This is a genomic window from Chryseobacterium sp. CBo1, assembly GCF_001693475.1.
GTDB lineage: Bacteria > Bacteroidota > Bacteroidia > Flavobacteriales > Weeksellaceae > Chryseobacterium > Chryseobacterium formosense.
On the sequence record NZ_MAUH01000012.1, the window covers coordinates 46353 to 69619 of the forward strand.

General features: G+C 36.1%; 19 protein-coding genes, 1 tRNA gene and 1 pseudogene. 10 read left to right on the forward strand and 11 right to left on the reverse strand.

Translation table 11 applies throughout. The features are described 5' to 3' along the window. Positions 1–57: 57 nt before the first annotated feature. Positions 58–492 carry a cold shock domain-containing protein gene (locus tag BA768_RS08890; protein WP_034679342.1) on the reverse strand — a complete coding sequence of 145 codons (435 nt, stop codon included), beginning with the start codon at positions 490–492 and terminating at the stop codon, positions 58–60. Positions 493–947: 455 nt separating this feature from the next. On the opposite strand from BA768_RS08890, the gene BA768_RS08895 reads away from it, so the two are divergent. From BA768_RS08895 to BA768_RS08905, 3 genes are all read left to right on the forward strand, one after another. Further along, a complete protein-coding gene (locus BA768_RS08895; RefSeq protein ID WP_065720452.1) occupies positions 948–1388 on the forward strand; it encodes a MarR family winged helix-turn-helix transcriptional regulator in 441 nt (146 codons plus the stop codon). Between the two features lie 6 nt (positions 1389–1394). Then, positions 1395–3824: a TonB-dependent receptor domain-containing protein gene (locus BA768_RS08900; RefSeq protein ID WP_083206615.1), complete on the forward strand. Its 2430-nt coding sequence runs from the start codon at positions 1395–1397 to the stop codon at positions 3822–3824. 162 nt (positions 3825–3986) lie between these two features. Next, a complete protein-coding gene (locus BA768_RS08905) occupies positions 3987–4397 on the forward strand; it encodes a 5-fold beta-flower protein (protein WP_065720454.1) in 411 nt (136 codons plus the stop codon). Between the two features lie 116 nt (positions 4398–4513). Here the strand turns inward: BA768_RS08905 and BA768_RS08910 are convergent, their stop codons facing one another. From BA768_RS08910 to rpsO, 3 genes are all read right to left on the reverse strand, one after another. Continuing rightward, positions 4514–6784, reverse strand: coding sequence for a polyribonucleotide nucleotidyltransferase (locus BA768_RS08910; protein ID WP_034679336.1), 2271 nt, complete (start codon positions 6782–6784; stop codon positions 4514–4516). A 139-nt stretch (positions 6785–6923) separates the two neighbouring features. Continuing rightward, the gene (locus tag BA768_RS08915) at positions 6924–8114 is read right to left on the reverse strand and encodes an acyloxyacyl hydrolase (protein ID WP_065720455.1); all 1191 of its coding nucleotides are present in this window, start codon (positions 8112–8114) and stop codon (positions 6924–6926) included. A gap of 140 nt (positions 8115–8254) precedes the next feature. After that, positions 8255–8524 (reverse strand): 30S ribosomal protein S15, encoded by a 270-nt coding sequence (gene rpsO, locus BA768_RS08920; protein ID WP_034679332.1) that lies wholly within the window; start codon positions 8522–8524, stop codon positions 8255–8257. Between the two features lie 278 nt (positions 8525–8802). Here rpsO and BA768_RS08925 point away from each other — a divergent pair, with 278 nt between their 5' ends. The 3 genes from BA768_RS08925 to BA768_RS08935 all read left to right on the forward strand — a co-directional run bounded on the left by BA768_RS08925 (position 8803) and on the right by BA768_RS08935 (position 11518). Beyond that, positions 8803–9360 carry a hypothetical protein gene (locus BA768_RS08925; RefSeq protein ID WP_034679330.1) on the forward strand — a complete coding sequence of 186 codons (558 nt, stop codon included), beginning with the start codon at positions 8803–8805 and terminating at the stop codon, positions 9358–9360. 83 nt (positions 9361–9443) lie between these two features. After that, positions 9444–10766, forward strand: coding sequence for a magnesium transporter (mgtE, locus tag BA768_RS08930; protein WP_034679328.1), 1323 nt, complete (start codon positions 9444–9446; stop codon positions 10764–10766). A 23-nt stretch (positions 10767–10789) separates the two neighbouring features. Further along, a complete protein-coding gene (locus BA768_RS08935; RefSeq protein ID WP_065720456.1) occupies positions 10790–11518 on the forward strand; it encodes an ABC transporter substrate-binding protein in 729 nt (242 codons plus the stop codon). A 122-nt stretch (positions 11519–11640) separates the two neighbouring features. Here the strand turns inward: BA768_RS08935 and BA768_RS08940 are convergent, their stop codons facing one another. Beyond that, positions 11641–12090 (reverse strand): GAF domain-containing protein, encoded by a 450-nt coding sequence (locus BA768_RS08940; protein WP_034679326.1) that lies wholly within the window; start codon positions 12088–12090, stop codon positions 11641–11643. Positions 12091–12101: 11 nt separating this feature from the next. Then, positions 12102–13529 (reverse strand): hypothetical protein, encoded by a 1428-nt coding sequence (locus tag BA768_RS08945; protein ID WP_034679325.1) that lies wholly within the window; start codon positions 13527–13529, stop codon positions 12102–12104. Positions 13530–13583: 54 nt separating this feature from the next. Between BA768_RS08945 and BA768_RS08950 the strand changes: the two genes are divergently transcribed. Together BA768_RS08950 and BA768_RS08955 are read left to right on the forward strand one after the other, a co-directional pair. Beyond that, the gene (locus BA768_RS08950) at positions 13584–14351 is read left to right on the forward strand and encodes an MBL fold metallo-hydrolase (protein WP_034679323.1); all 768 of its coding nucleotides are present in this window, start codon (positions 13584–13586) and stop codon (positions 14349–14351) included. A 79-nt stretch (positions 14352–14430) separates the two neighbouring features. Continuing rightward, positions 14431–14510: transfer RNA gene (locus BA768_RS08955), tRNA-Leu, on the forward strand. A 223-nt stretch (positions 14511–14733) separates the two neighbouring features. On the opposite strand, the gene BA768_RS08960 is transcribed toward BA768_RS08955, so the two are convergent. After that, on the reverse strand, positions 14734–14949 hold the full coding sequence (locus BA768_RS08960) for a CHC2 zinc finger domain-containing protein (protein WP_065720457.1): 216 nt from the start codon (positions 14947–14949) through the stop codon (positions 14734–14736). 166 nt (positions 14950–15115) lie between these two features. Here BA768_RS08960 and BA768_RS08965 point away from each other — a divergent pair, with 166 nt between their 5' ends. Beyond that, complete coding sequence (locus BA768_RS08965) at positions 15116–15460, forward strand: helix-turn-helix domain-containing protein (RefSeq protein WP_065720458.1); 345 nt, start codon at positions 15116–15118, stop codon at positions 15458–15460. Continuing rightward, positions 15457–15894 (forward strand): hypothetical protein, encoded by a 438-nt coding sequence (locus BA768_RS08970; protein ID WP_065720459.1) that lies wholly within the window; start codon positions 15457–15459, stop codon positions 15892–15894. Before BA768_RS08965 ends, BA768_RS08970 begins: the two co-directional genes overlap by 4 nt. Before the next feature lie 31 nt (positions 15895–15925). On the opposite strand, the gene BA768_RS08975 is transcribed toward BA768_RS08970, so the two are convergent. From BA768_RS08975 to BA768_RS08985, 4 genes and pseudogenes are all read right to left on the reverse strand, one after another. Further along, positions 15926–16267: a hypothetical protein gene (locus BA768_RS08975; RefSeq protein WP_065720460.1), complete on the reverse strand. Its 342-nt coding sequence runs from the start codon at positions 16265–16267 to the stop codon at positions 15926–15928. Positions 16268–16269: 2 nt separating this feature from the next. Beyond that, positions 16270–18405: an RHS repeat-associated core domain-containing protein gene (locus BA768_RS21455; protein ID WP_228388360.1), complete on the reverse strand. Its 2136-nt coding sequence runs from the start codon at positions 18403–18405 to the stop codon at positions 16270–16272. A 933-nt stretch (positions 18406–19338) separates the two neighbouring features. Beyond that, positions 19339–19767 (reverse strand): annotated as a pseudogene (locus tag BA768_RS21460) (DUF6443 domain-containing protein); the annotation flags it as partial. Between the two features lie 9 nt (positions 19768–19776). Beyond that, on the reverse strand, positions 19777–23265 hold the full coding sequence (locus tag BA768_RS08985; protein WP_065720462.1) for a hypothetical protein: 3489 nt from the start codon (positions 23263–23265) through the stop codon (positions 19777–19779). Positions 23266–23267 lie beyond the last annotated feature (2 nt).

The following is a 23267-nucleotide window of genomic DNA, read 5'->3' on the forward strand; positions in this document are numbered from 1 at the left end:
TCCGAATCCGGAGCCTTTTATATGATATTCTAATCTGTTTTAGTTCAAAACAAAAAATTATTTCACGATTTTAATATCGATTGCAGAAAAACCTTTTGGCGATTTTTCTTTTTCGTAAGAAACTTTGTTTCCTTTTTTCAACACTTCTGTTGCGTTGTTGGTGTGGAAGAAAACGTTCTCTTTAGAACTGTCTTCGGTAATAAAACCATATCCTTTTTCGCTTAGAAAAGTAATGATTCCTGTTTTCACAAGTTCTTCAGCTTCAATAGGAGCCGCACCCAACTGGATATTGTTGATATCAAATTCTTCAACATTGCTGTTATCAGGAGGTGTAGAAGTCAATTGTCCGTTTGCATCAACATACATGATCATGTCATCAAGACTTTTTCCTTTGTTGTTGACTGTTTTACGCTCTTCTCTTTTCTGAGCTTTTTCTTTTGCTTTCTGTACTTTTTTCTTAAAATTTTCTTTTTTAGAGAAAGAATCCGCCATATATATATTAAAATTTATTTGTTACGTGCTGATTGTTAAAGATAAGATTTCTTTTCGATAATCTATCCCATTCTATCCAAATACTTTTCCCGATTAAATCAGAAAGGTATTCTATTGTTTTTCAGTAATGATAAAAGATTGCGACACAAGTATTTTTTGAGGAATAAACTGAAGCATCTGAAATGTGAAAACTGAGAGAAAAAATAAATGTTTTAAGCTGTGTCTGAAACAAAAGCCTGAAAACCTTTCTATTAATTGCTTCTGCAAATATACGACAATTTTTTCTGGAATCGGCCATTTCAATAACTTTTTCAATGTCAACAACTTACGAATCTGAAATTTTGTGCTTAAAATTGGTTCAAATTATTCTAAAAAAAATTGTAACAAATAAAAAATTTCAGCAACAAATTAATTGATATATCAATAATTGATAAATCATTATTAGAATTTTTATCATGGAAAAGTTAGATTCAATTATATTTTACAACATCGATAAAGCGATCAGAGCTTATAGAAATTATGCTCAGAGACAGCTGAAACTTCATGGTTTTACGATAACCATCGACCAGTGGCTCATTATTAAAGCGATTCTTGAAAATCCTGAAATCATACAGAATGAAATTGGAAATCTGGTTTTTAAAGACAACGCATCGGTCACGAGAATTATTGATCTGCTCGTAAAATCGGAATACGTGATTCGTACCGTTCACGCCAACGATCGAAGGAAAACTCATCTTGAAGTCACCGAATCAGGTTTAAAAATCATTAAAGATGTTCAGAAAATTGTTGAAGACAACAGAAAAACTGCATTGGAAGGTATTTCCAAAGAAGACCTTCAAATCATGAACAACGTACTTCTGAAAATATCAGAAAATACAATTAATACAAAAAAATAAAGCACGATGACACGACTAATCCTATTCCTTTTTGTTTTGCTGATGTCATTTTTCAGCAACAAAATTTCTGCACAAACCGCTTCTCAAAGTTATTCTCTTTCGGGAAGCATAGAATCTGACAAAGCCAGTCAGGTAGAAATCAACTTGTTTAATACAGAAAATAAACTGGTGAAAACTGAACTCGCTGACCAGAACGGAAAGTTCACATTCAATGATCTTGCAAACGGTAATTATTATGTTCAAATCAATAAAAATAGTTCTGAAGCTTATAAATCAGAAGCGATTTCAGTAAAAGAAAACATCAATCTCCCACAAATTCATTTAAATGAAAAAACAATTGAGGGCGTTACAATTACCAAAGCCAAACCTTACATCGAAAGACAGGACGGAAAAATGATCCTTAATGTTGAAAACAGCATTGCCGCCACCGGAAATTCAGCATTTGAAGTTCTTGAAAAAGCTCCGGGTGTAAATGTTGACAGCAACGACAATATCAGTCTACGTGGAAAAGGAAATCTTCTCGTTCAGATTGACGGAAAAAATACCCCGATGTCCGGAACCGATCTGGCTAACTATCTCCGTGGAATTCCATCTTCAACCGTTGAGAAAATTGAGTTTATTACCAATCCTTCTTCAAAATACGATGCAGCGGGAACTTCCATTATCAACGTTAAATTAAAAAAAGACCAGCGAAAAGGAACCAATGGAAGTCTTTCTACATCTTTGGGAACGGGAAAATTCATCAAAAATAACAACAGTTTCAACATCAACCATCGAAATAAAAAAGTGAATCTTTTTGCCAATTACAGCTTTGCCTATAGAGAATTTTACAATCAGTTGATGCTCGACAGAAACTTTTATGACAATGGAACATTTACCAACGCTTATGTTCAGGATAATTTCCTGAAAATGAATTTCCGCAATCACATTGCAAAAGTCGGGATGGATTATTATGCCAATGATAAAAATATTCTGGGTTTTTCAGTCGGTTTTGTGAGCAACAGATTTGATCCGACAAGCACCAACCAGACTCAGATTCTAAATCAGAATTATCAGCCTGCAGGAAGTTTCGTTACGACCAGCAACAACCGTGACCACTGGAAAAATGCATCACTAAACTTCAACCATAAATTCAAAATTGATTCTTTGGGTTCAGAATTGACAACCGATTTGGATTATATCAATTATTCCAATGCATCACTTCAGAATTTTAATACTCAAAATTTTGATGTGAACGGAAACTTTTCGCCTGTTCAGCCTAATCCTTACATTTTAAAAGGAAATTTGGATGGAAACCTGAATATTTATTCCGCAAAATCCGACCTTACCAAAGCCTTCAGCAACAACTGGAAACTGGAAACCGGAGTAAAAACAAGTTTTGTAAAAGCAGACAACGACCTTCAGTTTTTCGATGCAAGTTCTGGAACATCTGTGATAGACCAGTCGAAAACCAATCATTTTATTTACGAAGAAAACATCAATGCAGCCTATGGAAATGTGATTAAAAATTGGGAAAAATTCAAAGTGAATTTTGGTTTAAGACTTGAAAATACCAACGTGACCGGAAATCAGCTAACTACCAATCAGATTAATAAAAAGAATTACACCCAATTGTTTCCGAGTGCCGTTTTTTCTTATGATTTAAATGAAAAAAATACGGTCGAGCTGAATTTCAGCCGAAGAATTACAAGACCGACTTACAGACAGCTGAATCCTTTTAAATTTTATCTTGATCCTACAACTTACCAAGCCGGAAATCCTGATTTAAATCCGCAAACCACGATGAATTATGAATTTACCTACAGCTTAAGTAATAAATATTTTGCCACATTAAGCTACAGTAAAATACAGAATAATATTACCGATGTTCTGAAACCAATCGATGAGAATGGAAACATCGTCGTTGTTCAGGCGGTAGAAAACCTCAGTTCGGCTTCTTATTATGGTTTAAATCTAATTGCTCCCGTAAAAGTAACCAAATGGTGGGATATGAATAACAATGCCAATTTTTACTATGGAACCTACACCGGAAATATTTCGGATACCTACATCAAAAATCAGGGGAATTTTACATTTAATATCAACAGCATCAATTCATTCAAATTCGGAAACGGATATTCTGCAGAGTTATCGGGAAATTATCAGGCAAAACAGATTTATGCGTATATGCATCTGAAACCTATCTGGTCTTTGAACATCGGTGCTCAGAAGAAATTTAAAAACAGTACTTTGAAATTCTCTTTCAATGATATTTTCTTCAAAAGCAATCCTGAAGCCGAAAACATCTACTCCAACTACATCGAAAATTTTGTTGTAAGAAGAGATACCCGTGTTGTTACCCTTTCTTATACTTATAATTTCGGCTCATCCAAAAACGGACAGCCAAGAAGAACCGGTGGTGCGGATGATTTGAAGCAGAGAGCGGGGAATGGATAATGTCACAATATTACCGCATGATTGTTTCTTGCGGTTTTATTTTTAAATATATTCTTAAAAGTTATTAATTTTATAAATTAGGGCTTATAAATTTCTTTATCTGATATCATAAATTAAACTTGTAATTACTCATCCATTTTTAAAATATTAAAACAACAAGCGATGAAAAAAACACTATTCATTTTCTCTCTACTTTTAAACCTTTCCCTCCTTGCTGCCCAAACTATTGAATCCGGAAATCGCAGCACCACAGGATATATTCAAAACGATGGCACAATAGAAAACAGCAGCCGTTCAACGGTAGGTTACATTAAAAATGACGGAACCATTGAGAATAAAAGTCGAAGCACTATTGGCTATATAAAAGATGACGGCACTATCGAAAATCAAAGTCGTTCGACGGTAGGTTACGTAAAAAAAGACGGAACGGTAGAAAACAGCAGCCGTTCAACGATCGGTTATATCAAAGATGATGGAACGGTTGAAAACAGTAGCCGCAGTACGATTGGCTATGCAAAAGGCATTAAAAAAGAATGGGCAGCGGTCGTGTATTTCTTTTTTAGGTTTGATTAACCACCATCTTCTCAAACAATAGCTTTTTTATACTTAAAAAAATTAACTACAGCATTATATACACTGATCAAAAACAAAAAAACCACCGAAATTCGGTGGTTTTAATATTTATAAGATTATTGATCTTGTGGTTCGTTCAAAGGCTTGTGTTCTCCCGGCTGATCTTGTCCTTCAGGATTTACTTTTCCTTCTGGTCTCGCAGGTCTCTCCGGTCTGTTTTGACCTTCTGGTCTTGGACCTCTCTGCTCCCCTTCTTTTTTCTCCGGTCTTGGTGGTCTTGGCAACAAAACTTTTCTTGAAAGCTTCATTTTCTTACGATCATCGTAACCCATGAATTTCACCTCAACTTCGTCTCCTTCTTTATAAGGAACTTTGTCAAGACGAGCCCATTCGATTTCAGAGATATGAAGAAGTCCTTCAGTACCTTTAGCAATCGCTACGAAAGCTCCGAAATCCATTACTTTTACAACTTTACCTTGGTAAACTTCACCTACAACAGGTACGAAAGTAATTTCGTTGATTTTCGCAATCGCCTCGTTGATTTTTTCTCTGCTAACACCAGAAATCTCGATTCTACCAATTTCGCCAACTTCTTCAATTGCGATAACAGTATCGGTGTCTTTCTGCATCTGCTGAATGATTTTTCCACCAGGTCCGATTACAGCACCGATGAAATCTTTAGGGATTTCCATCATCACCATTTTCGGAGCATGAGGTTTCACATCTTCTCTTGGAGCAGCAATTGTTTCAGTGATTTTATCTAAAATATGAAGTCTTCCGTTTCTTGCCTGAAGAAGCGCTTTCTCCATAATATCCATAGAAAGTCCCTGGATTTTGATATCCATCTGACAAGCTGTGATTCCGTCTGCAGTTCCTGTTACTTTAAAGTCCATATCACCTAAGTGATCTTCATCTCCTAAAATATCAGAAAGTACCGTAAATTTTCCTGTTTTAACATCAGTTACCAATCCCATTGCAATACCTGAAACCGGCTTCGTAATCTGAATACCTGCATCCATCAATGCTAAAGTTCCTGCACAAACAGTCGCCATAGAAGATGAACCATTAGATTCAAGGATATCAGAAACGATACGGATGGTATAAGGATTTTCTTCAGGAATCATATTTGCCAAAGCTCTTTGAGCTAAGTTACCGTGACCAACCTCTCTTCTTGAAGTTCCTCTCAAAGGACGTGCCTCACCTGTTGAGAATGGTGGGAAGTTATAATGTAAGAAGAATCTTTCGTCATAGTTTACCATTACGCTGTCTACCATGTTTGCATCTTTTACCGAACCTAAAGTTACAGCTGTAAGAGACTGAGTCTCTCCTCTTGTAAAGATTGCAGAACCGTGAGCTCCCGGTAAATAGTCAATTTCGCTCCAGATCGGACGGATTGTTTCAGGATCACGACCGTCAAGACGAATTTTATCATTGATAATCATCTGACGCATCGCCTCTTTTTCCACATCGTGGTAATATACTTTTACGAAAGGTGTTACTCTTTCAAGTTCTTCTGCATTTTCAACATATTGAGCTAAAAATTCATCACGTACCGCTTTGAATTTCTCGCCTCTTTCTTCTTTGCTTGAAGGAGTTTTAGCTACTTCGTATACTTTATCGTAAGTTTCTTTCCAAACTTTCTCACGAATGGCTTCATCGTGATTTTCGTGGTTGTATTCTCTTTTTGGGAATGATTTTCCAACTTTTTCAGCTAATCTCTCCTGAGCTTCTACTTGTTTTTTGATTTCTTCGTGAGCAAAAGTAATCGCTTCAAGCATTTCTGCTTCTGTGATTTCTTTCATTTCACCTTCCACCATTACGATAGAATCTTTCGTTGCTCCAACCATAATATCAAGGTCAGAATTTTTAAGATCTTCGAATTTAGGATTAATAGAAAGCTCTCCATTGATTCTTACCACTCTCACTTCAGACATTGGTCCGTTGAAAGGAATATCGGTAATTGCAATCGCTGAAGACGCCGCAAGACCTGCCAAATCATCAGGAATCGACTGTCCGTCATAAGAAATTAATGAAATCATTACCTGAACTTCCGCGTGGAAATCTTCAGGGAACAAAGGTCTCAAAACTCGGTCTACCAAACGCATTGTAAGAATTTCTTGGTCTGAAGGACGAGCTTCTCTTCTGAAAAAGTTTCCGGGGATTTTACCGCCTGCATAGAATTTTTCTCTGTAATCAACTGTTAACGGTAGAAAATCTACACCAGGATTGGCTTCTTTGTTGGCTACAACTGTTGCTAAAAGCATTGTTCCGCCCATTTTTACTACTACAGATCCGTCAGCTTGTTTTGCCAGCTTCCCTGTTTCGATTGTGATTTCTCTGCCGTCTGCAAGAGTAATCAACTCTGTAATTGCTTGAGGTGCACTCATAAATTGTTTGTGTTGCGCTCCGTATTGAGCACTTTAATTATTGATATTTCGTCTAAATGTGATGCAAATTTAGTGTTTTTGTTTTAAATAGTATGATGAAAGTAATTTAGCTTATATTTTAGCACCTTACATTCATTTTTTATGAATTTTTCTTATTAAAAATTCGGTAACCCAATCTCCATTCAATATAATCAGCTTTGTGAAACAGGAATGAACGAAGACCAATCCCAATCAACAGGTTCTTACCTATGGTATACTGAAAACCAACTCTCTGATAAAATATGGTTTTATCATAACGTTTATCGATGGATTTTTTAAACAAATAAAATCCCGGCTGCAGGTGAATAGCAAATCTCGAAATCGTAAGACGATATGACGGAAAAATATTCAATAAAAGATTATCATGTTTAAATCTTTTTGCCACCTGAATTGCCCCTGTTTCATCCTGGTAAAATCTATGGTTATAATCTTCGTCATACATCACACCAATTCCTAATCCCAATGAGGATTTATAAGTTATTTGCCTGTGATAAACAGTTTCCAGCCCCCAATTCTGATAATATCTTCCTTTAAATTTATCAATTAAATCAACATCATCATAAGTAAAACCTTCATCTTTTCCGTAGAATATAGAATGCCTAACTCCGCCAAAGACATTTACATCCAAAGTAGAATATTTATCAAATGTCGACAAAGAATCATGTGGTGCGAATTGTCTTTCATCAAAATGATAAGTCAATGATAATTTTGGAGAAAAGGTATTCATTCCTTTATTTGGAAGTTTAAGCGCGCCGTTTGAGAAATGATTGAAATTTAAACCTAACCCTAAGTCAAAATGTTTTCCCAAGTAATATTTATAATTGACTCCGAAATTAATATAAATACTCACTGAAGAGCCAAAAGTCTGATTGAGATAGCCTTTTTCCTGGTAAAAAGGCGTCCAGTTAAAAGCAAAACCGCCACTTGTCTCATAATTCCAGGAATAGGTCGGTGTTTCTTTAATAGTTCCACCAAAAGTTCCATAAACAGCAAACGGACTTCCCATATCCCGGTTTTTAAGATAATCAAATGCTACGATTCCGCCGCCGTAATAAGGTCTTCCGAATCTTCTGTGCCATTCTTTACTTCCATCAGTCTGTACCGTAAGTTCGGCAGAAGCACCGACAAACTCTCTATGGGTAAGCGTTTTCAAATAATCATTCGTTCCTAAAAATTTTCCGAACTGCATACTTACAGAAGTCTGAAGATTCGACCTTGAAATGGTATCCGAGTTCTGAGAATTGTAAAATCCAGAAACAAAAAGAAGAATATAGAGATAAATCTGTTTCAAATCAGTAGATTAAATTTTGAAAGAAGCAAATTTAAACGATTTCTGCAAAGAATACCACGTTTTAATGCCAAGTTTTCAGATTATTAAACAAAAAAAGCAACCTCTTTCGAAGTTGCTTCTGTTTTTTTGGAATCCAAAGATTATTTTCTTAGACCAAGTTCAGCAATAATTGCTCTGTATCTTGTAATATCTTTTTTCTTAAGATAATCTAATAAGCTTTTTCTCTTACCTACCAATTTCACCAAAGATCTCTCAGTGTTGAAATCGTGACGATTAGCCTTCAAATGCTGAGATAAGTGGTTAATTCTGTAAGTGAATAGAGCAACCTGTCCTTCAGCGCTTCCTGTGTCTTGTGCAGATTTACCGTGCTTTGCGAAAATTTCTGCTTTTTTTTCTGTTGTTAAGTACATTCCAATATTGTTTAATGATTATTATGTAACGGGTGCAAAAGTACGACTATTTTTTTAACTCCGCAAAATTTAAGTCGGAATTAAATATTACAATCATTAAGATCAATTTTAATTAAAAAAAATAAAGAGATAAAAAAAATAAAAAATCCTTAAAATCAAAGAGTTTGGAAACATTATTGATTTCATTTATTAAATTGAATAGAAAAATATGTTAAATAATTCTTAAAAAAATTATGCCATCCCGTTAAAAGACAGTAATTTTACAGCCGACAAAAAAGATGAAAAATTTTTTATTTTATACGCTTATTTCTTCTGTATTTATCATCAGTATTTCTTCTGTAAATGCTCAGAAAAACACCTCCCATGATAACATAAAAAAAGTTCTGTATTTTAATCCAGAAGTTGAGCCAGAGGTTGAAGAAATAAAAGAACCTACCAATCACGCATTCTTCAGTGCTGTTTCTGATAACATCAGTACATTCCGTAAAAATAAAATGCTGAGATCTGAAGTTCAGGTTTCTTATGATAGTATTGATGCCAAAACCATCAGTGAATATTGCAAAAATAACGATGCTGATTTTGCCATTGTTCCCAAAGTGAAATATTTCAAAGTCGGTCTGGGGAAATATGTTTTTTCTAATCAGGTTATTGTCAGTATGAAACTTTTCGATGCAGAAGGAAATCTGATCACCTCTTCAGATTACGATACTTACCGTAAAAACATGCGTCTTTTGGGTTCAGCTGAAAACTCGATAAAAATAGGAACCAATGGTGCTATAAAATCGATTCTCAAGCAGTTAAGAAAAATAAAACCCTCTACAGAAGCCGGTTTCTAAACTTTAATAAAACCTTAAATTTAGCGTATCGTTCTCCTATTCTAAAAATTTAAATTATTTTTGCATAGCAAAAATCTCACGTTTTGAATTCTACAGACGAACTTATCTTTAATCCAGCCGATATTGCCGAAAGACTCAGTGAACTTCCCGCTGATGAAAGGTTACTGGCTTTTCTGAAAGTTCCGAAGCAGTACAAAGCGGATGTTTTTTCGCATTTAGATCCTGATTTCCAGGAAGAAACCATACGAAGCATCGGAAGCGATGAAGTCTCAGAAATCCTGAACGCCATGACTCCCGATGACAGAACGGCTCTGTTTGAAGATTTCCCGGATGAACTGATCAAATACTCCATTAATCATCTCAATCCGCAGGAAAGAAGAATTGCCTTAAAACTTTTAGGGTACAACTCAGATTCGATCGCCCGTCTGATGACTCCTTATTACATACAGATCCGTAAAGAATGGACGGTAAAAAGATGTCTTCAGCAGATAAAAAAAGTCGGTAAAAAAGTAGAAACCATCAATCACCTTTATGTAGTTGATGAGAGAAACCGCCTGATTGACGATTTACCTTTGGGTAGTTTGCTTTTGGTGGAAGAAGACACTTTGGTTTCCGATCTTACCGACAATCATTTTGTTGCAATTACTACGACAACATCAAAAGAAGATGCGGTTACTTATTTCGAAAAATATGACCGAACTGCTCTTCCAATCATTACAGAAGCCGGAGTTTTGGTGGGAATTGTAACCATTGATGATATTTTAGATCAAATTGAATCTCAAAACACAGAAGATATTCAGAAATTCGGGGGTGTTGAAGCACTTGACGATCCGTATATTCAGACTCATTGGTTTGAGATGATCAAAAAGCGCGGACTTTGGCTGATCGTACTTTTCTTTTTACAATTGATTACCGCATCTGTAATGGGATTTTATGAAAATGAAATCGAGAAAGCGGTTGTTTTGGCACTATTTATCCCTCTAATTATTTCGAGTGGCGGAAATTCCGGTTCACAGGCCGCAACGTTGATAATCCGTGCGATGGCATTACAGGAAATCACTTTGAAAGATTGGTGGACGGTCATGAAAAAAGAAATAGTTACCGGATTGGTTCTGGGAACTTTCCTAGGAATTATCGGCTTTTTCAGAATTATGATCTGGCATAAACTCGGTTGGTTCGATTATGGGGATTACTGGTTTTTCATCGGAATAAGTGCCGGAATTTCTTTGGCTATGATTGTACTTTGGGGAACTATTTCAGGTTCCATGGTTCCGTTTATTCTTAAAAAATTCAATCTCGATCCTGCAACTTCTTCCGCTCCATTTGTAGCAACTTTGGTTGACGTAACCGGACTAATCATCTATTTTACCATCGCAGCAATGTTCTTAACCGGAAAACTTTTGTAATTTTAGGCAAAGTCTAAAATTTTATGCGAGTTGTATCATTAGTACCTTCTATTACGGAAGCTTTATTTGATTTAGGTTTAACGGAAAATGAAATTGTAGGAAGAACAAAATTCTGCATCCATCCTTCAGAAAAAGTAAAAAAAATTGAGATTATCGGTGGGACAAAAAATCTTAACCTTGAAAAAATTAAGCGTTTAAAACCTGACTTAATTCTCGCTAATAAAGAAGAAAATGTAAAAGAGCAGGTCGAGGATTTAATGAATAATTTTAAAGTTGTTGTAAGCAACACTGAAACCATTGAAGACAATTATTATCTGCTTAAAAACTTAGGATTACTTTTTAATAAAGAAGAAAAAGCTCAGGCTTTCAATCTGAAAATCTACGAAATTTTCAATCAAACCCAAATAAATTCTACCGTAAAAGTCGCTTACCTGATCTGGAACAAACCTTATATGACCGTTGGCTCAGATACTTTTATTCATCATGTTTTAAGCGAAATTGGTTTTGAAAATATATTTAAAAATCAAACCCGTTATCCTGAAATTACAGCTGAAGATTTAGCCGAAGCTGATGCCATCATGCTTTCTTCGGAGCCTTTTCCGTTTAGAGAAAAACATATTGCAGAACTTAAAGCAATTTATCCTGATAAAAAAATAATAATCGTTGACGGAGAAGCATTTTCCTGGTACGGAACGCATATCGCGAAGTGTGAAAATTATTTTAAAGAATTGATTTCAGAGTTCAGTAATTAAGTTTTGGCTAAAGCCAGATGATTTTTTAATTATTAAACGGGCTAAAGCCCGTTCCTATTGATAGTTTAAACAAAAAAACTCCGACTAAAAAAATCGGAGTTTATATTTTAATTTAAATAAGACTACAAAATCTTTGAAACTTCATTACAAAGCCATTCCAGCAACTCTCTGTCTTCATCCGTAAAAGGATTGATGGTATGAGAATCAATATCGATCTGACCAATGTTTTGTCCGTCTTTGAAAATAGGAACTACGATTTCTGCTTTCGTATCGATTGAACAGCTTAAATAATTGCTTTCTTCTTTTACATCCGGAACAACAAATGTTTCATTGGAAACTGCAACCTGACCACAAATCCCTTTTCCGTAAGGAATAATGGTATGATCGGTTTCTGCACCTACGTAAGGACCCAGTTTCAGCTCATCTTTATCTCCGTTTTTAAAGTAAAAACCCGTCCAGTTGAAATACGAGATCTCCTGATCAAGCAAAGCGCAGACTTTTTGAAGTTTCTCTTCGGTATTATGTTTGGGACTTTCGAGAATAGATGAAAGTCTTTTTTTTAATTCAGACATTGTAATAATTTTTATGAAAACTGTTTTAGAGAAAGTTCGTTTTTGAAGCCGAACATTGCTCTTTCTTTTATCATTTCGCCAACACCATCAGGAAGCTGGCTTTCCCAACCACTCATGTTGCATGCAATTTTTCTTAGAATTTCTCTTGAATAAATTTCCAAAAATTCAGGATTGTAGTTGGTAATATCTACAATACGGTTGTTCAGCTTGAAATATTTATACAATTCTTTCAGGTTTTCTTCTACTTTTAAGTTTGATGAATCTAAAAGCTCGTGAGTTTCAGGATCTTTGTAAGGATAAAGATAAACCCTCATTCCGTTTCTGAAAAATTTACCGAATGCTTCCAGAATTCCGCCTGAAAGATCCTGATAATATTTCTCATCGAATACCATCAACATATTGTTTACCCCCATTGCAACACCGATATCGCCGTTTGTATAATGAGAAAAATAATCGATCAGTCTGTAATATTCTGAGAAATTTGAAATAATAACGGTGTAGCCCAATTTACCAAGAACGTCTACTCTATCCAGGAAATCTCTTTCATCAATATCACCGTCTGCACGAAGATTTGAAATGGTAATTTCGATCAAAACTTCGGTTTCTTCCTGAGTACAGATCGCATCTTTCAGGAACAAATCCATCCCGTTTTTAAGCATATCGATATTGACCTTGGTTACTGGTCTGAAACTTCCTCTTACCGCAAAAATATTCTTTTTGTAAAGAACATCAGCGGGAAGCATATTGTTACCTTCAGAGTTAAAGATTACCGCTTCTGTCATTCCGTTTTTCACCAACTGTAAAGACATCAGTCTGTTATCAACATAAGCAAAAGCTGGTCCGTTGAAATCAATCATATCGATCTCAAGATTATCTTTTGCAATATCATCGTAAAGAGATTCGATCAGTCTTCTCGGATTGTCATAATAATGATAAGCTCCGAAAATTAGGTTTACCCCTAGATTCCCAAGAGTTTCCTGCTGTAGGGTCGCATCATTTTCCTTAAATTTAACGTGGATAACGATTTCGTTGTAATCTTCATTTTCATTCACTTGAAAACGAATTCCTACCCAGCCGTGCCCTTTTATCGTTTTATCAAAATTGATTGTTGTAACCGTATTGGCATAAGAGAAATATTTTCTGCCGGGACTGTTGTCTCTGGAAATTCTTTCTTCAATCAAGGCAACTTCATAGCGAAGCATTTTTCGAAGTCGGTTTTGGGTAACATACCTGTTTTTTACTTCTTTTCCGTAGATGGCATCACTAAAATCTTTGTCGTAAGCCGACATTGCCTTAGCAATTGTACCGGAAGCTCCTCCTGCTCTAAAAAAGTGTCGAACAGTTTCCTGCCCTGCTCCAATTTCTGCGAAAGTACCATAAATAGTAGGATCTAGATTAATTGTTAATGCTTTTTGTTTAGGAGTTAATTTCTGATACATTAGGACATTAAATTTTTCGTAAATTTACCAAAATTAAAACAACCTCAAAAGAAAATGAAGTTGAAATTTTTAGGAACCGGAACTTCACAGGGTGTTCCCGTGATTGGTTGCACTTGTGAGGTCTGCACTTCACCCAATCCCAAGGATCAGCGTTTCAGATCTTCGGTGATGGTTACTACCGATGAACACAAAAAAATTCTGATCGACTGCGGACCGGATTTCAGACAGCAAATGCTAATCAATAAAGAAAATCGCGTTGACATTACTCTTCTTACGCATGAGCATAATGATCATGTCATTGGTTTAGATGACATGCGACCTTTAATTTTCAAAAGCGGAAAAAATATTCCTTTATACAGTCTTCCCAGAGTTGCCGACGAAGTAAAAAAACGTTTTCCTTATGCATTTGCAGATGAAAAATATCCGGGAGCTCCAGCCTTTGATCTCCATGAAATCGGAAATGAAAAATTTGAAGTATTAAACACCGAAATTTCACCTATCGAGGTTATTCATTATAAAATAACAGCTTTAGGATACAGGTTTAAAAATCTTGCCTACATCACTGATGCCGGCTTTATTTCTGAAACAGAGAAAGAAAAACTTCAAAATTTAGATGTATTAATCCTTAACTGCATCCGTAAATTCGATCCTCATCCTGCCCATTTTATTTTGGCAGATGTGATAAAGCTACACCAAGAGCTAAAACCTAAAAAATTATTTCTGACTCACATCAGTCATCATTTCGGACTGCATGATATTGAAGATAAACAACTTCCAGCCGGAATTCACCTTGCCTACGATGGTTTGGAAATAAATTTTTAAAGAAAAGTTGATAAAAAGTTTTTGAAGATTAAAAAAAGTTTCTATATTTGCACACCGATTCAAACATGGTAACACACTTGCCCAGGTGGCGGAATTGGTAGACGCGCTGGTCTCAAACACCAGTTCTTAGGAGTACCGGTTCGATCCCGGTCCTGGGTACAACTGCCAAAAGGCTCCAACTAAAGACAGTTGGCGCCTTTTATTTATAATTGAAAGCCATTCAGGAACTTGAGCGATACCAAAGTTCACATATTTGCAACCATTGATGCTTTTATAAAAACCTTCTAAACTTAAAAATATTGCTGCACTTTAGTTCTGTTTCCTAATACAACCAGAACATCCATCATATAACACAAAATCCACAGCAATTGCTGTGGATTTTTCATTTATCTGCCACACGATAAAATCGTGCGGGAGCGAGGTCTCCGGTTTTTCCGCAAGCATGACATTTATAAAAGTTCTTTTCCAGGTTTACCTGTAAACTCGCCGTTTTATCATCGTGATAAAAACAATGAAGCATTTTATTTTTAAGCTCAAGATTGTAATGCTTCAGGACTTCGGATAAACTTAAACGTTCTTTGATTGCGGAGATTTCCATAAAATAAAATTTTTTGAAAAAAGTTTCATATACCTTATTGAGTATAAAGATATATTATAAAATCTATTTAGCAAAAATTATTAGATTTTTATTTACCTTATAAAGTATTTATATTTGCTTATTATTAGTAAAATACAGTGGTTTAATACCTTAAAAGACATAAACAATGAATTCGTTCGGTAAAAAATTAAGGGAGTGCAGAGAAGCTAAAAACCTTTCCCAAAAAGATTTGGCAGGGATTTTAAATACTTCTTATTCTGATATCGGGAAGTATGAACGTGATGAGATGATTCCTTCTATTGAAGTTGCTAAAAATATTGCTAAAATTTTAGGAACTACAGTGGGTTATCTTTTGGGAGAAACAGAAGAAGTGAACATTTTTAAAGATCCTGCAATGCTCAACCGTTTTAACGACATCGAAAAACTTGATCCCGAAAATAAAGAACATCTGCTTTCTGTAGTTGATGGCTTTATAAAGGCTCTAAAATTTAAAAATATTGCTGCGTTATGAAAAAGTATATTTTAATATTGATTTCTTTTCTTTTTATAGGCTGTAGTTATGATAAAATTTATGAAAACAGAGAGTCGGATAAACAGGATGCCCAAAAGGTTATTAATAAATTTTATTTTTTAATACAACAAAACAACAAAGAAAAAGTTTTTAAATTATTTAGTAATCGGTTTTTTCAAGAAGTAGGAAAAGAAAGATTTGAAAAAATTCTAGATAAAACAGATAATGATTTTGGAAAAGTAAAAGACTATGAACTTACAAACAGTTGGACACAAATAATTAAAGGATCCAATCCTATATCCAAATATGAACTCTCATATCTAGTTACAAGAGATTCCACCCAAACAAAAGAGTATTTTAGGATGCAGAAAGAAAATGATACTATTAAAATAATCTCTTATCGAGTTGATTTTGACATTATACAAAAAAAATAAAGCGGAAAATTTCCGCTTTATTTTTTTGCTATCAGAGCTTATACTTATGGCTAATAATACTATCTTTTTTGTGGATACTGAAAATTAATTCGCCTTTTTTCTTCACAATAGTATCACCAACTTCTATTTCATTCTTATATGAACTCCACCACCTATTATAGTGATTGCACTCGCAAGGTTTTTTTGTTAGAGGATCATAACCTTTCGCTTTAAACATGTCGGAAGTATAAGACGAAGGAGGTGTTTCCACAACTAAAATACATTCTTCTTCAGAAAGCCTTTTTGAATTACCTTCATAATCTATACGATTTGTAAAAATAAAGATAACGGCAACAAATATTAAACATATAATTAAACTTATTTTAGGTTTCATATTTAATCAAATTGAGGAGAATGTCTAATGTTTTTACGAAGCCAATTACCTATTACTGATGGAGCATTATTAACTTTTTGTGTTATATCAGTTGTGTATGTCCTTGAAACCCCTGCGTCATAACCTGTTCCAATATTAAAACTTGTAGCCTGAGTTCCATAGTCAGCACGACTAATACTATTATCGCTTGCACTAAAACCGTGAGAACCCCCAAAGACATAAGACCCAGAAAATTCTGTAGAGTAACCTGTGGCTCCCTCAAAAACATTAGTATACTTTGCTCCATCCTTTTCTCCGTATGCACTCATTTGAAACACTGAAAATCCAATATCTCCAGGACTTTCTGGTCCTATTTTTAGTCCAGCAGTATGAAATATTTTAAATTGTCCAGTACCCCAATTAGCAGCAAGAGATATTGTTTGATTAGTATTTCCATAACTTCCAGTAATTGAAATTCCAGAAGCGTACTTACCAAACATTTTTGCTTCAGCAGCACCTAACCTTTCTCTATTAACATTAGTAAAATCTTCAGACCAATTTCCTTCAGTTTTTAATGTTACTTCAGATCCGGAAGTAGAAGTATATGTATTATTTGTTTTTCCGTCAGAATAACTGTCATAACCAGCGGCAGAAGCTTGCGAAGCACTCTTTATCTTATCTTCCCAATGCCATTGTGTACTTCCAGTAGCATCTGTTTTTCCAACCCAATCTGTTCCCTGTCTTCCATCAGGATCAATAAACCTGATTGGATTATTAAATGCATAGTTGTAAGGACTGTGTCTTGTCATCTTCTCCGCCAACTGATCTACAACGCCCCATCTACCAATATCCGGCATATAAAACCTTGCTCCGTAGTCATACATCCCTGTCTCATTCTGAAGCTCCTTACCATTGTACTTGTACTGGTAACCCGGGTTTCCTGACAATTGGTTATATCCTTCATGCTTCAACCCGAAAGGATAATAGTTGTTTTCCTCAAGAACCTCTATGCTGCTGCCATTGTGGAAATAACTCAATCTTGTATTTCCCAAATGGTCTGCGTAATTGTAAATATACTTATTTTTTACAAAATCATAATAGCCTTCTGAAGTGGGTACAAATTGTAATTCAGGGCCTATAGTAGGAGCCGGACAACCTATACATATGATAAAATCATTGTTAAACAAATATTGAAATCCGTCAAGATAATCTGTCGTTGAACCCGAAAGAGAAGCTCCACCGCCAGTAGTTTTCATCAGCTTAGTTCCATCAGCTCTATACACATAGTTTACCTGAGATTTTTTAATTCCAGAGCCAACAGTTAAAGTATTAGGAAGACTCAGGTGGTTATACCCTATTGATCCGAGTCCCTTGTCTCCATGAGCTGTCATATTCCCATTCGAATCATATCCAAAAGTACCGCCCGCTGCATTATAACCCGAATAGTTGTTCGACACCCCCGGTGGAAGTGTGATCTGGTTCAACCTGTTGCCCGTGTAGTTATAAACCAAATCGTCAATCTGCTCGGCTGTAATTCCTGTTGTAGGCTTGGAATACCTTTGAAGCGTCTTAATGTTTCCATTAAGGTCGTACGTCAGGTACTCATTATAGTTATTATTGTTAAGTATCGAAGAGCCCGGCTCTGTATAAATGCCCTGCGACAATCGGTTCAACCCGTCATAAACGTATGAATACCTTCTTTTGCTGTCGTTAACCACTGTTGATGTCTTCCAGTCAATCTCTGCAATATTGCCGTTAAACCTTCCTGTGGTAATACCTGTGTTCTCAGGATTGTTGTATTTGATCTCATACCCGAAAAGGTCCCCTCCGCTTAGATCGTTAGGGTTGTTGATCTTAGTCATCCAGCCCCTGATGTTATACGTATAGTCGACCGTCTGCAACGGGGAGCCTGCACTGATCCCTCCCACTTTCTTGCTTTCAAGCTGGGAAAGCTCATTGTATTTGTTCTGGGCCAAATATTCCACAGCATTGCCGTCAACCTGGTGCGTATGGGTCAATAACCTGTTCTGGTGGTCATACGTAAAGTTCTCCATAATTACTCTTTCCGTATCGGTATTCAACCTCTTGTGCCTGGTGACTACCGTTTGTGGAGTACCCGAAAAATCAAGCTCAGATTCTGTCTTCGTATAGCCTCCCATATAGTTGACCGAATGCGTGGCTAAAGCCCTCCCCCTGGAATCGTACCACGTGTAGTTCTTCGTCCAGTTGTCATCCTCAATGTTTTTGATCAGCGTCATGACAGGCAGGCTTTTGGTGCTTACGCTGTTGCCCGTGCTGTTGTCACTGATCACAGCCACACCGAAAACCGTGGAAGGGAAAGCCGGATTGAAGCTGTAGGATGCATACGTATCATAGTAGTTGATGCTCAAAATCTTTACGTACTTGGAATCCGATGGGTAAGCCCTGCCCGAGTAAAAAACCTCCATCCCCTCATGCATAAAACCTGAGCTCTCAATACGGTTCATATTGTTGCTACCCTTCAAATCAGCATCCGCCTGCTCTGTCAGGCGGTCTCCACCCGTGCTGATCCCTGTGAAGGCAACCCGCCCGAAACGGTCATACTTTGTGAAAAGCCACTGCCCTTTTCCTGCAAGGTTGGAATCTTGTGATCCAACCAGACGATCCTGCTTATCGTAAACCATAAACTCCCAGCCCTTGCCCGGAAGCTTCTTCTCAACCAAGCGGTTACGGCTGTCGTATTTGTACTGGTAGCACAGGTTGTTCAAAGTCGTTGTATCGACAGCGTTCGCTGCCACTGCCAATGGCGGGATGACATATGCCAATTGGTTGTAGTCGTTATAAACATAATACGTATCTGCTTCCGTCGTTGCATCAAGCATTTTCCTTACCAGGACAACCTGCCCCTGGCCGTTCTTGAACTCTATCGTCTTATTGCCGTCTTCGTCAGTTACCGTATTCTTATACAGCTGACCCGCTCCATAAGGAGTCGGAGACAATGTTATTACAGAACTGAAGCTGGCGTAATCAAATGTTGCCACATATTTTTTAACTTCTCCGTTTTCATTGGCTTCATAGTCGAACTTTACAGGTTTGCTGCTCCAGGCCGTACCAACCTGTCTTTGCTCAAGCACCCTGTCCAGGGGCGAAGATTCAAACTCTTTCTTGGAAAATATTATCTCTGAGCCGTAAATATCTGCCTGAGTGGCATTGGTCAAAGGGCTCGTTACAATAGCCCCGTTCCCTGTCCCGCTTTGGGGTACAGGAAGGTAATCCATAGCCTGCCTTCCGTACTGGTCATAGGTAAAATGCAGAACAACATCCCGCCCCAGCGGGGAAGCCTTGATGTTTACTGCCTGCTTGGGTCTGCCCAGGCCGTCAAGGTACTGTACGCTTTCCACGCTTTTGGGCGTAGGCCCTGTAGGGTCGGTCAAATATGTTTTCGTATAAACGTAGTTTTCATTCGTGCTTAAGTTCAAGGTCTGTGCATGGGAAAACCCGGCTACAAACAAAGCACTGATAGGTATGATTATTTTTTTCATGGTTTGGTTTTATTGCTTGTAGTTGTACTTGAACTCTTTTAAGATCTTACCCGATGCACTATTCTCCCTGATCTCCTTTAAGCGGTTCGCCGCATCATAAAGGTAAACCTCTCGGATACCGGAGGGCGGAGTGATACTTGTTACCCCGATCAAAGGATCATACGTATATGTCGTGATCTGAGCTTCAGATAAATCCGAAAGCTGTCTGAAAGCGTTAAGCTGAGCAATCAGGTTTGCTTCATTTGAAGGGTTAACAGCATCCTGATCCGAAGCACTCACTATCGATGATGCCAAAGCAATCACCGCAGAATAGGGATAATTAGCCACCTTCGCAATGGGCTGGGTACCGTTATATCCCCAGATTATTGAGACCACTATTCCATCCTTCGTCGTATACTGCAACAGGTTACCCTTGCTATCATACTGGTTGTAAGTCACCTTAGTTTCTAAAGCTGCGTTCCCTAGAGAAGATTGTATCTGATTCGGAAGATAGGATATATTACCGTTCCAATTATTTGTATAATTGATTTTCTTAGTTTCTATTAATTTGCCATCTTTAAAACTTTCAATCTTCTCTATTTCAGAAATTCTATTTTGGGAGTAAGCAGAATTTCCAGTATGATAAAAATATAGAGATTTTAATTCTGTTCCATCTTCGGTATTTGTAGTATATGAAGATATTTTTTTATTAATCGGATTATATTCAAACAATTCATTTTTTTGTACAACGGTCTGAATTCCATTCTTGTAAAAATAATCCTTAGTTTGCTTTGATGCTAACTTTGCCCAGCCATAGGTCTCAAAAACAGGAACAGGAATGTAGTTTGGAGTGGTTATATCAAGTGGTAATCCGCCTAAAAAGTTTATGGGTGTAGTGTGATTTGAATCACATGACAAACAAGTATTTGTCAAAAGAGTAAGGTATTCTGTGTAATCTGATGCATAATTAGGGCTAGATCCATTGTATACATTAGAAGGTTTAGAAAACCTTATTCCTAAATACTCCTCTTTCTCTTCAAAATTATATAAGTTATTAATTTCATATAATTTGTCTCCAATATTGTTTAAAGCAATTTCATTGATAAGTAACCCTCTTTTAAAATCATAGTCTTTCGGTTTTACAAAAGGAGGTCCGCCAAAATTAGAAAAGTCTGCAAAATAATCTGTAGGATTGGTGTAAGTATATAAAATTTTTCCTTTTTCTTTTTCCTTAACTGTCACGTTTTTGTAACCTACATTCCCTCCATGAGTTTGTAAAATAGTAAAGTTGCTGTCGGAAGATACTAATGTTGCGGAATGAGACATTTCATTTCCAGTTCCGTTACAAACCGCACTGCCACCATACGGAGCAAAAAGAATTTGGGTGCTAAAAGGGAGCTGATAATCAAATTGAGGTATCGGTCCAACTAAAGAGCCACTGCTATAGTCTGTAGAACTACTTAACTGATAAGAAAATTCTTTTTGTTTAGCAGGAGACAAATTTGGATTTGAGAAATAATCAGACAGAGCAATATTTTGGTCAAAATAGTTTATTTTTTTTATTCTTATTCCTCCGCCATACATGAATTTAGAATCGCCTGCTTCATCAAAAATATCAAAGTTTATTGATCCCGTACTATTGTGGTTTGGATAATTAAAATCATTCCAGAGAAGCTTATACAATACACCTTTTTCTAAAATAATATTTATACAACAGTATGGGTCAACCAAAGGACAAGATATGTTACCTACCGGGATCCAAATGCCATTACTATCCTGCTTAGCGAGATTTAGAGCAATATTCACCCCTTGGGAATCTACAATATTGGGATAGAATGTCACTTTTCGGTTTACAGTACTTACAGGAAAATTGTATGAATTATTTGTAGGCGTAAAATATAGAGTTCTGGAATTTCTAAAACTATAACTTATATTTTCGGGAGTACTAGGTATAAGTTGATCTCCAATAAACGAAAACTGATTAGATTCATATTCAAAAATAGCGGAGCCTCCGGTAGGATATTTAATCTTTTGCAAAACATTGGTATCACAAAAGTTTGGTGTTGTTGTTCGCTTGTCTGCCTGAGCATCACAACCTTGTAAATTAAAAAAACCCCACCGATCCTTTCCAGCAGTATACCCTCCTGTATTTGTAAACTCTTTATAATCTAGCTGATAATTTCCAACTAAATTATCCTGCGAGTCAAACTCTTCGATTTTCTTTAAAAACATCCGTTTATGAAGAACCTCCGAATAGTCCTGTGTAAAACTAAACTTCTTTAGTTGCTTTCCATACCAGTCTTTTATAATCACAGATTTAAGATAGGGAGCCCTGTTTTTTAGTTGGATATTAGAATCTTCTCTTCCTTGAAGAAATTGAAATTCTATCTTCGCGTGGTTAATGACATTAATGGTTTTAATTTTTTTCACCTGCACATTAGTATGTAAATTACTGATTACTTGTACTGGTGGTAAGTCATTACAATAATTAAAATCCCTGTAATATTCAGCTATACCACCAACTGTATACTCATGTCTAGTAATATTTGAAATTATCCGGGATTCAATATAAGAATCAGGACCAGTTGCTAAAGGTCTGTCCTGATATTGAAAATTTACAACCTCCTGATTATTGTTGTCAAAAATTTGTGAAAGATGAAAAGCACTCGTAAATTCCTTATTATCATAAAAACTATCATGATCAGCAAGTATTGGAATCCCATTTCCATCGTTTTTATATGTGGTGGTTCTGCTGTTTCCGAAATGATGGGAAGTTTCAGTAACATTAAAAACATATTTAAATCCCTTATCATCGTATATCACAAATCCTTCTGGGGCATACGTTGTCGGATTATAGTTATTGATGATTTTTACAATATAATTATCTAATGGCACTACTTCAAGTGTATTTTGACTCTGATTCTTCTTTATATAAAATCTCCCTGAATTCCCCATAAAATTAAACTGCCAAACATCATGCTCAGTATCAAAAATCCCGGTTCTGCTCGCTGTCCATATAAACTTGTTTCCTAAATTATAAAGAGAGGAGTTTAAATTTGGATTATAGTAAGTTTTATGTGTATTAAGGACATTATCACTAAACTGATAGTAAGTGTTAAGATCCGTATGATATATACCAATCTTTTTTTTACTTTCTGTAGAGTAATTAATATCTCTCAGTTCATCGACATGCCCCCTAACGGTTCTCGCAACACTTCCGCCATGAATAAAATTCCAACCTAGCCCTACATCACTTGAAACTTCGTCTGCTGCAATACTTGAAGGATGGTATTTTAAGCTTAAGTTGATAGTAAGGTCTTTAGAAATTGTAGGTAAAGTCATCATTGGTATGGATACATCAGGAATTCCAGTATAGTTACTAACTGGTATCTCTTCAAACTTCATTAAAGAAGATACAGAAGGAGAAGGAGGAACAATTTCCTTTATTTCAGTTCTAATATCCTGTCCATAAATAAATGAGACAAGAGTTATAAATTTAAATAGAATTATTTTTCTCATGT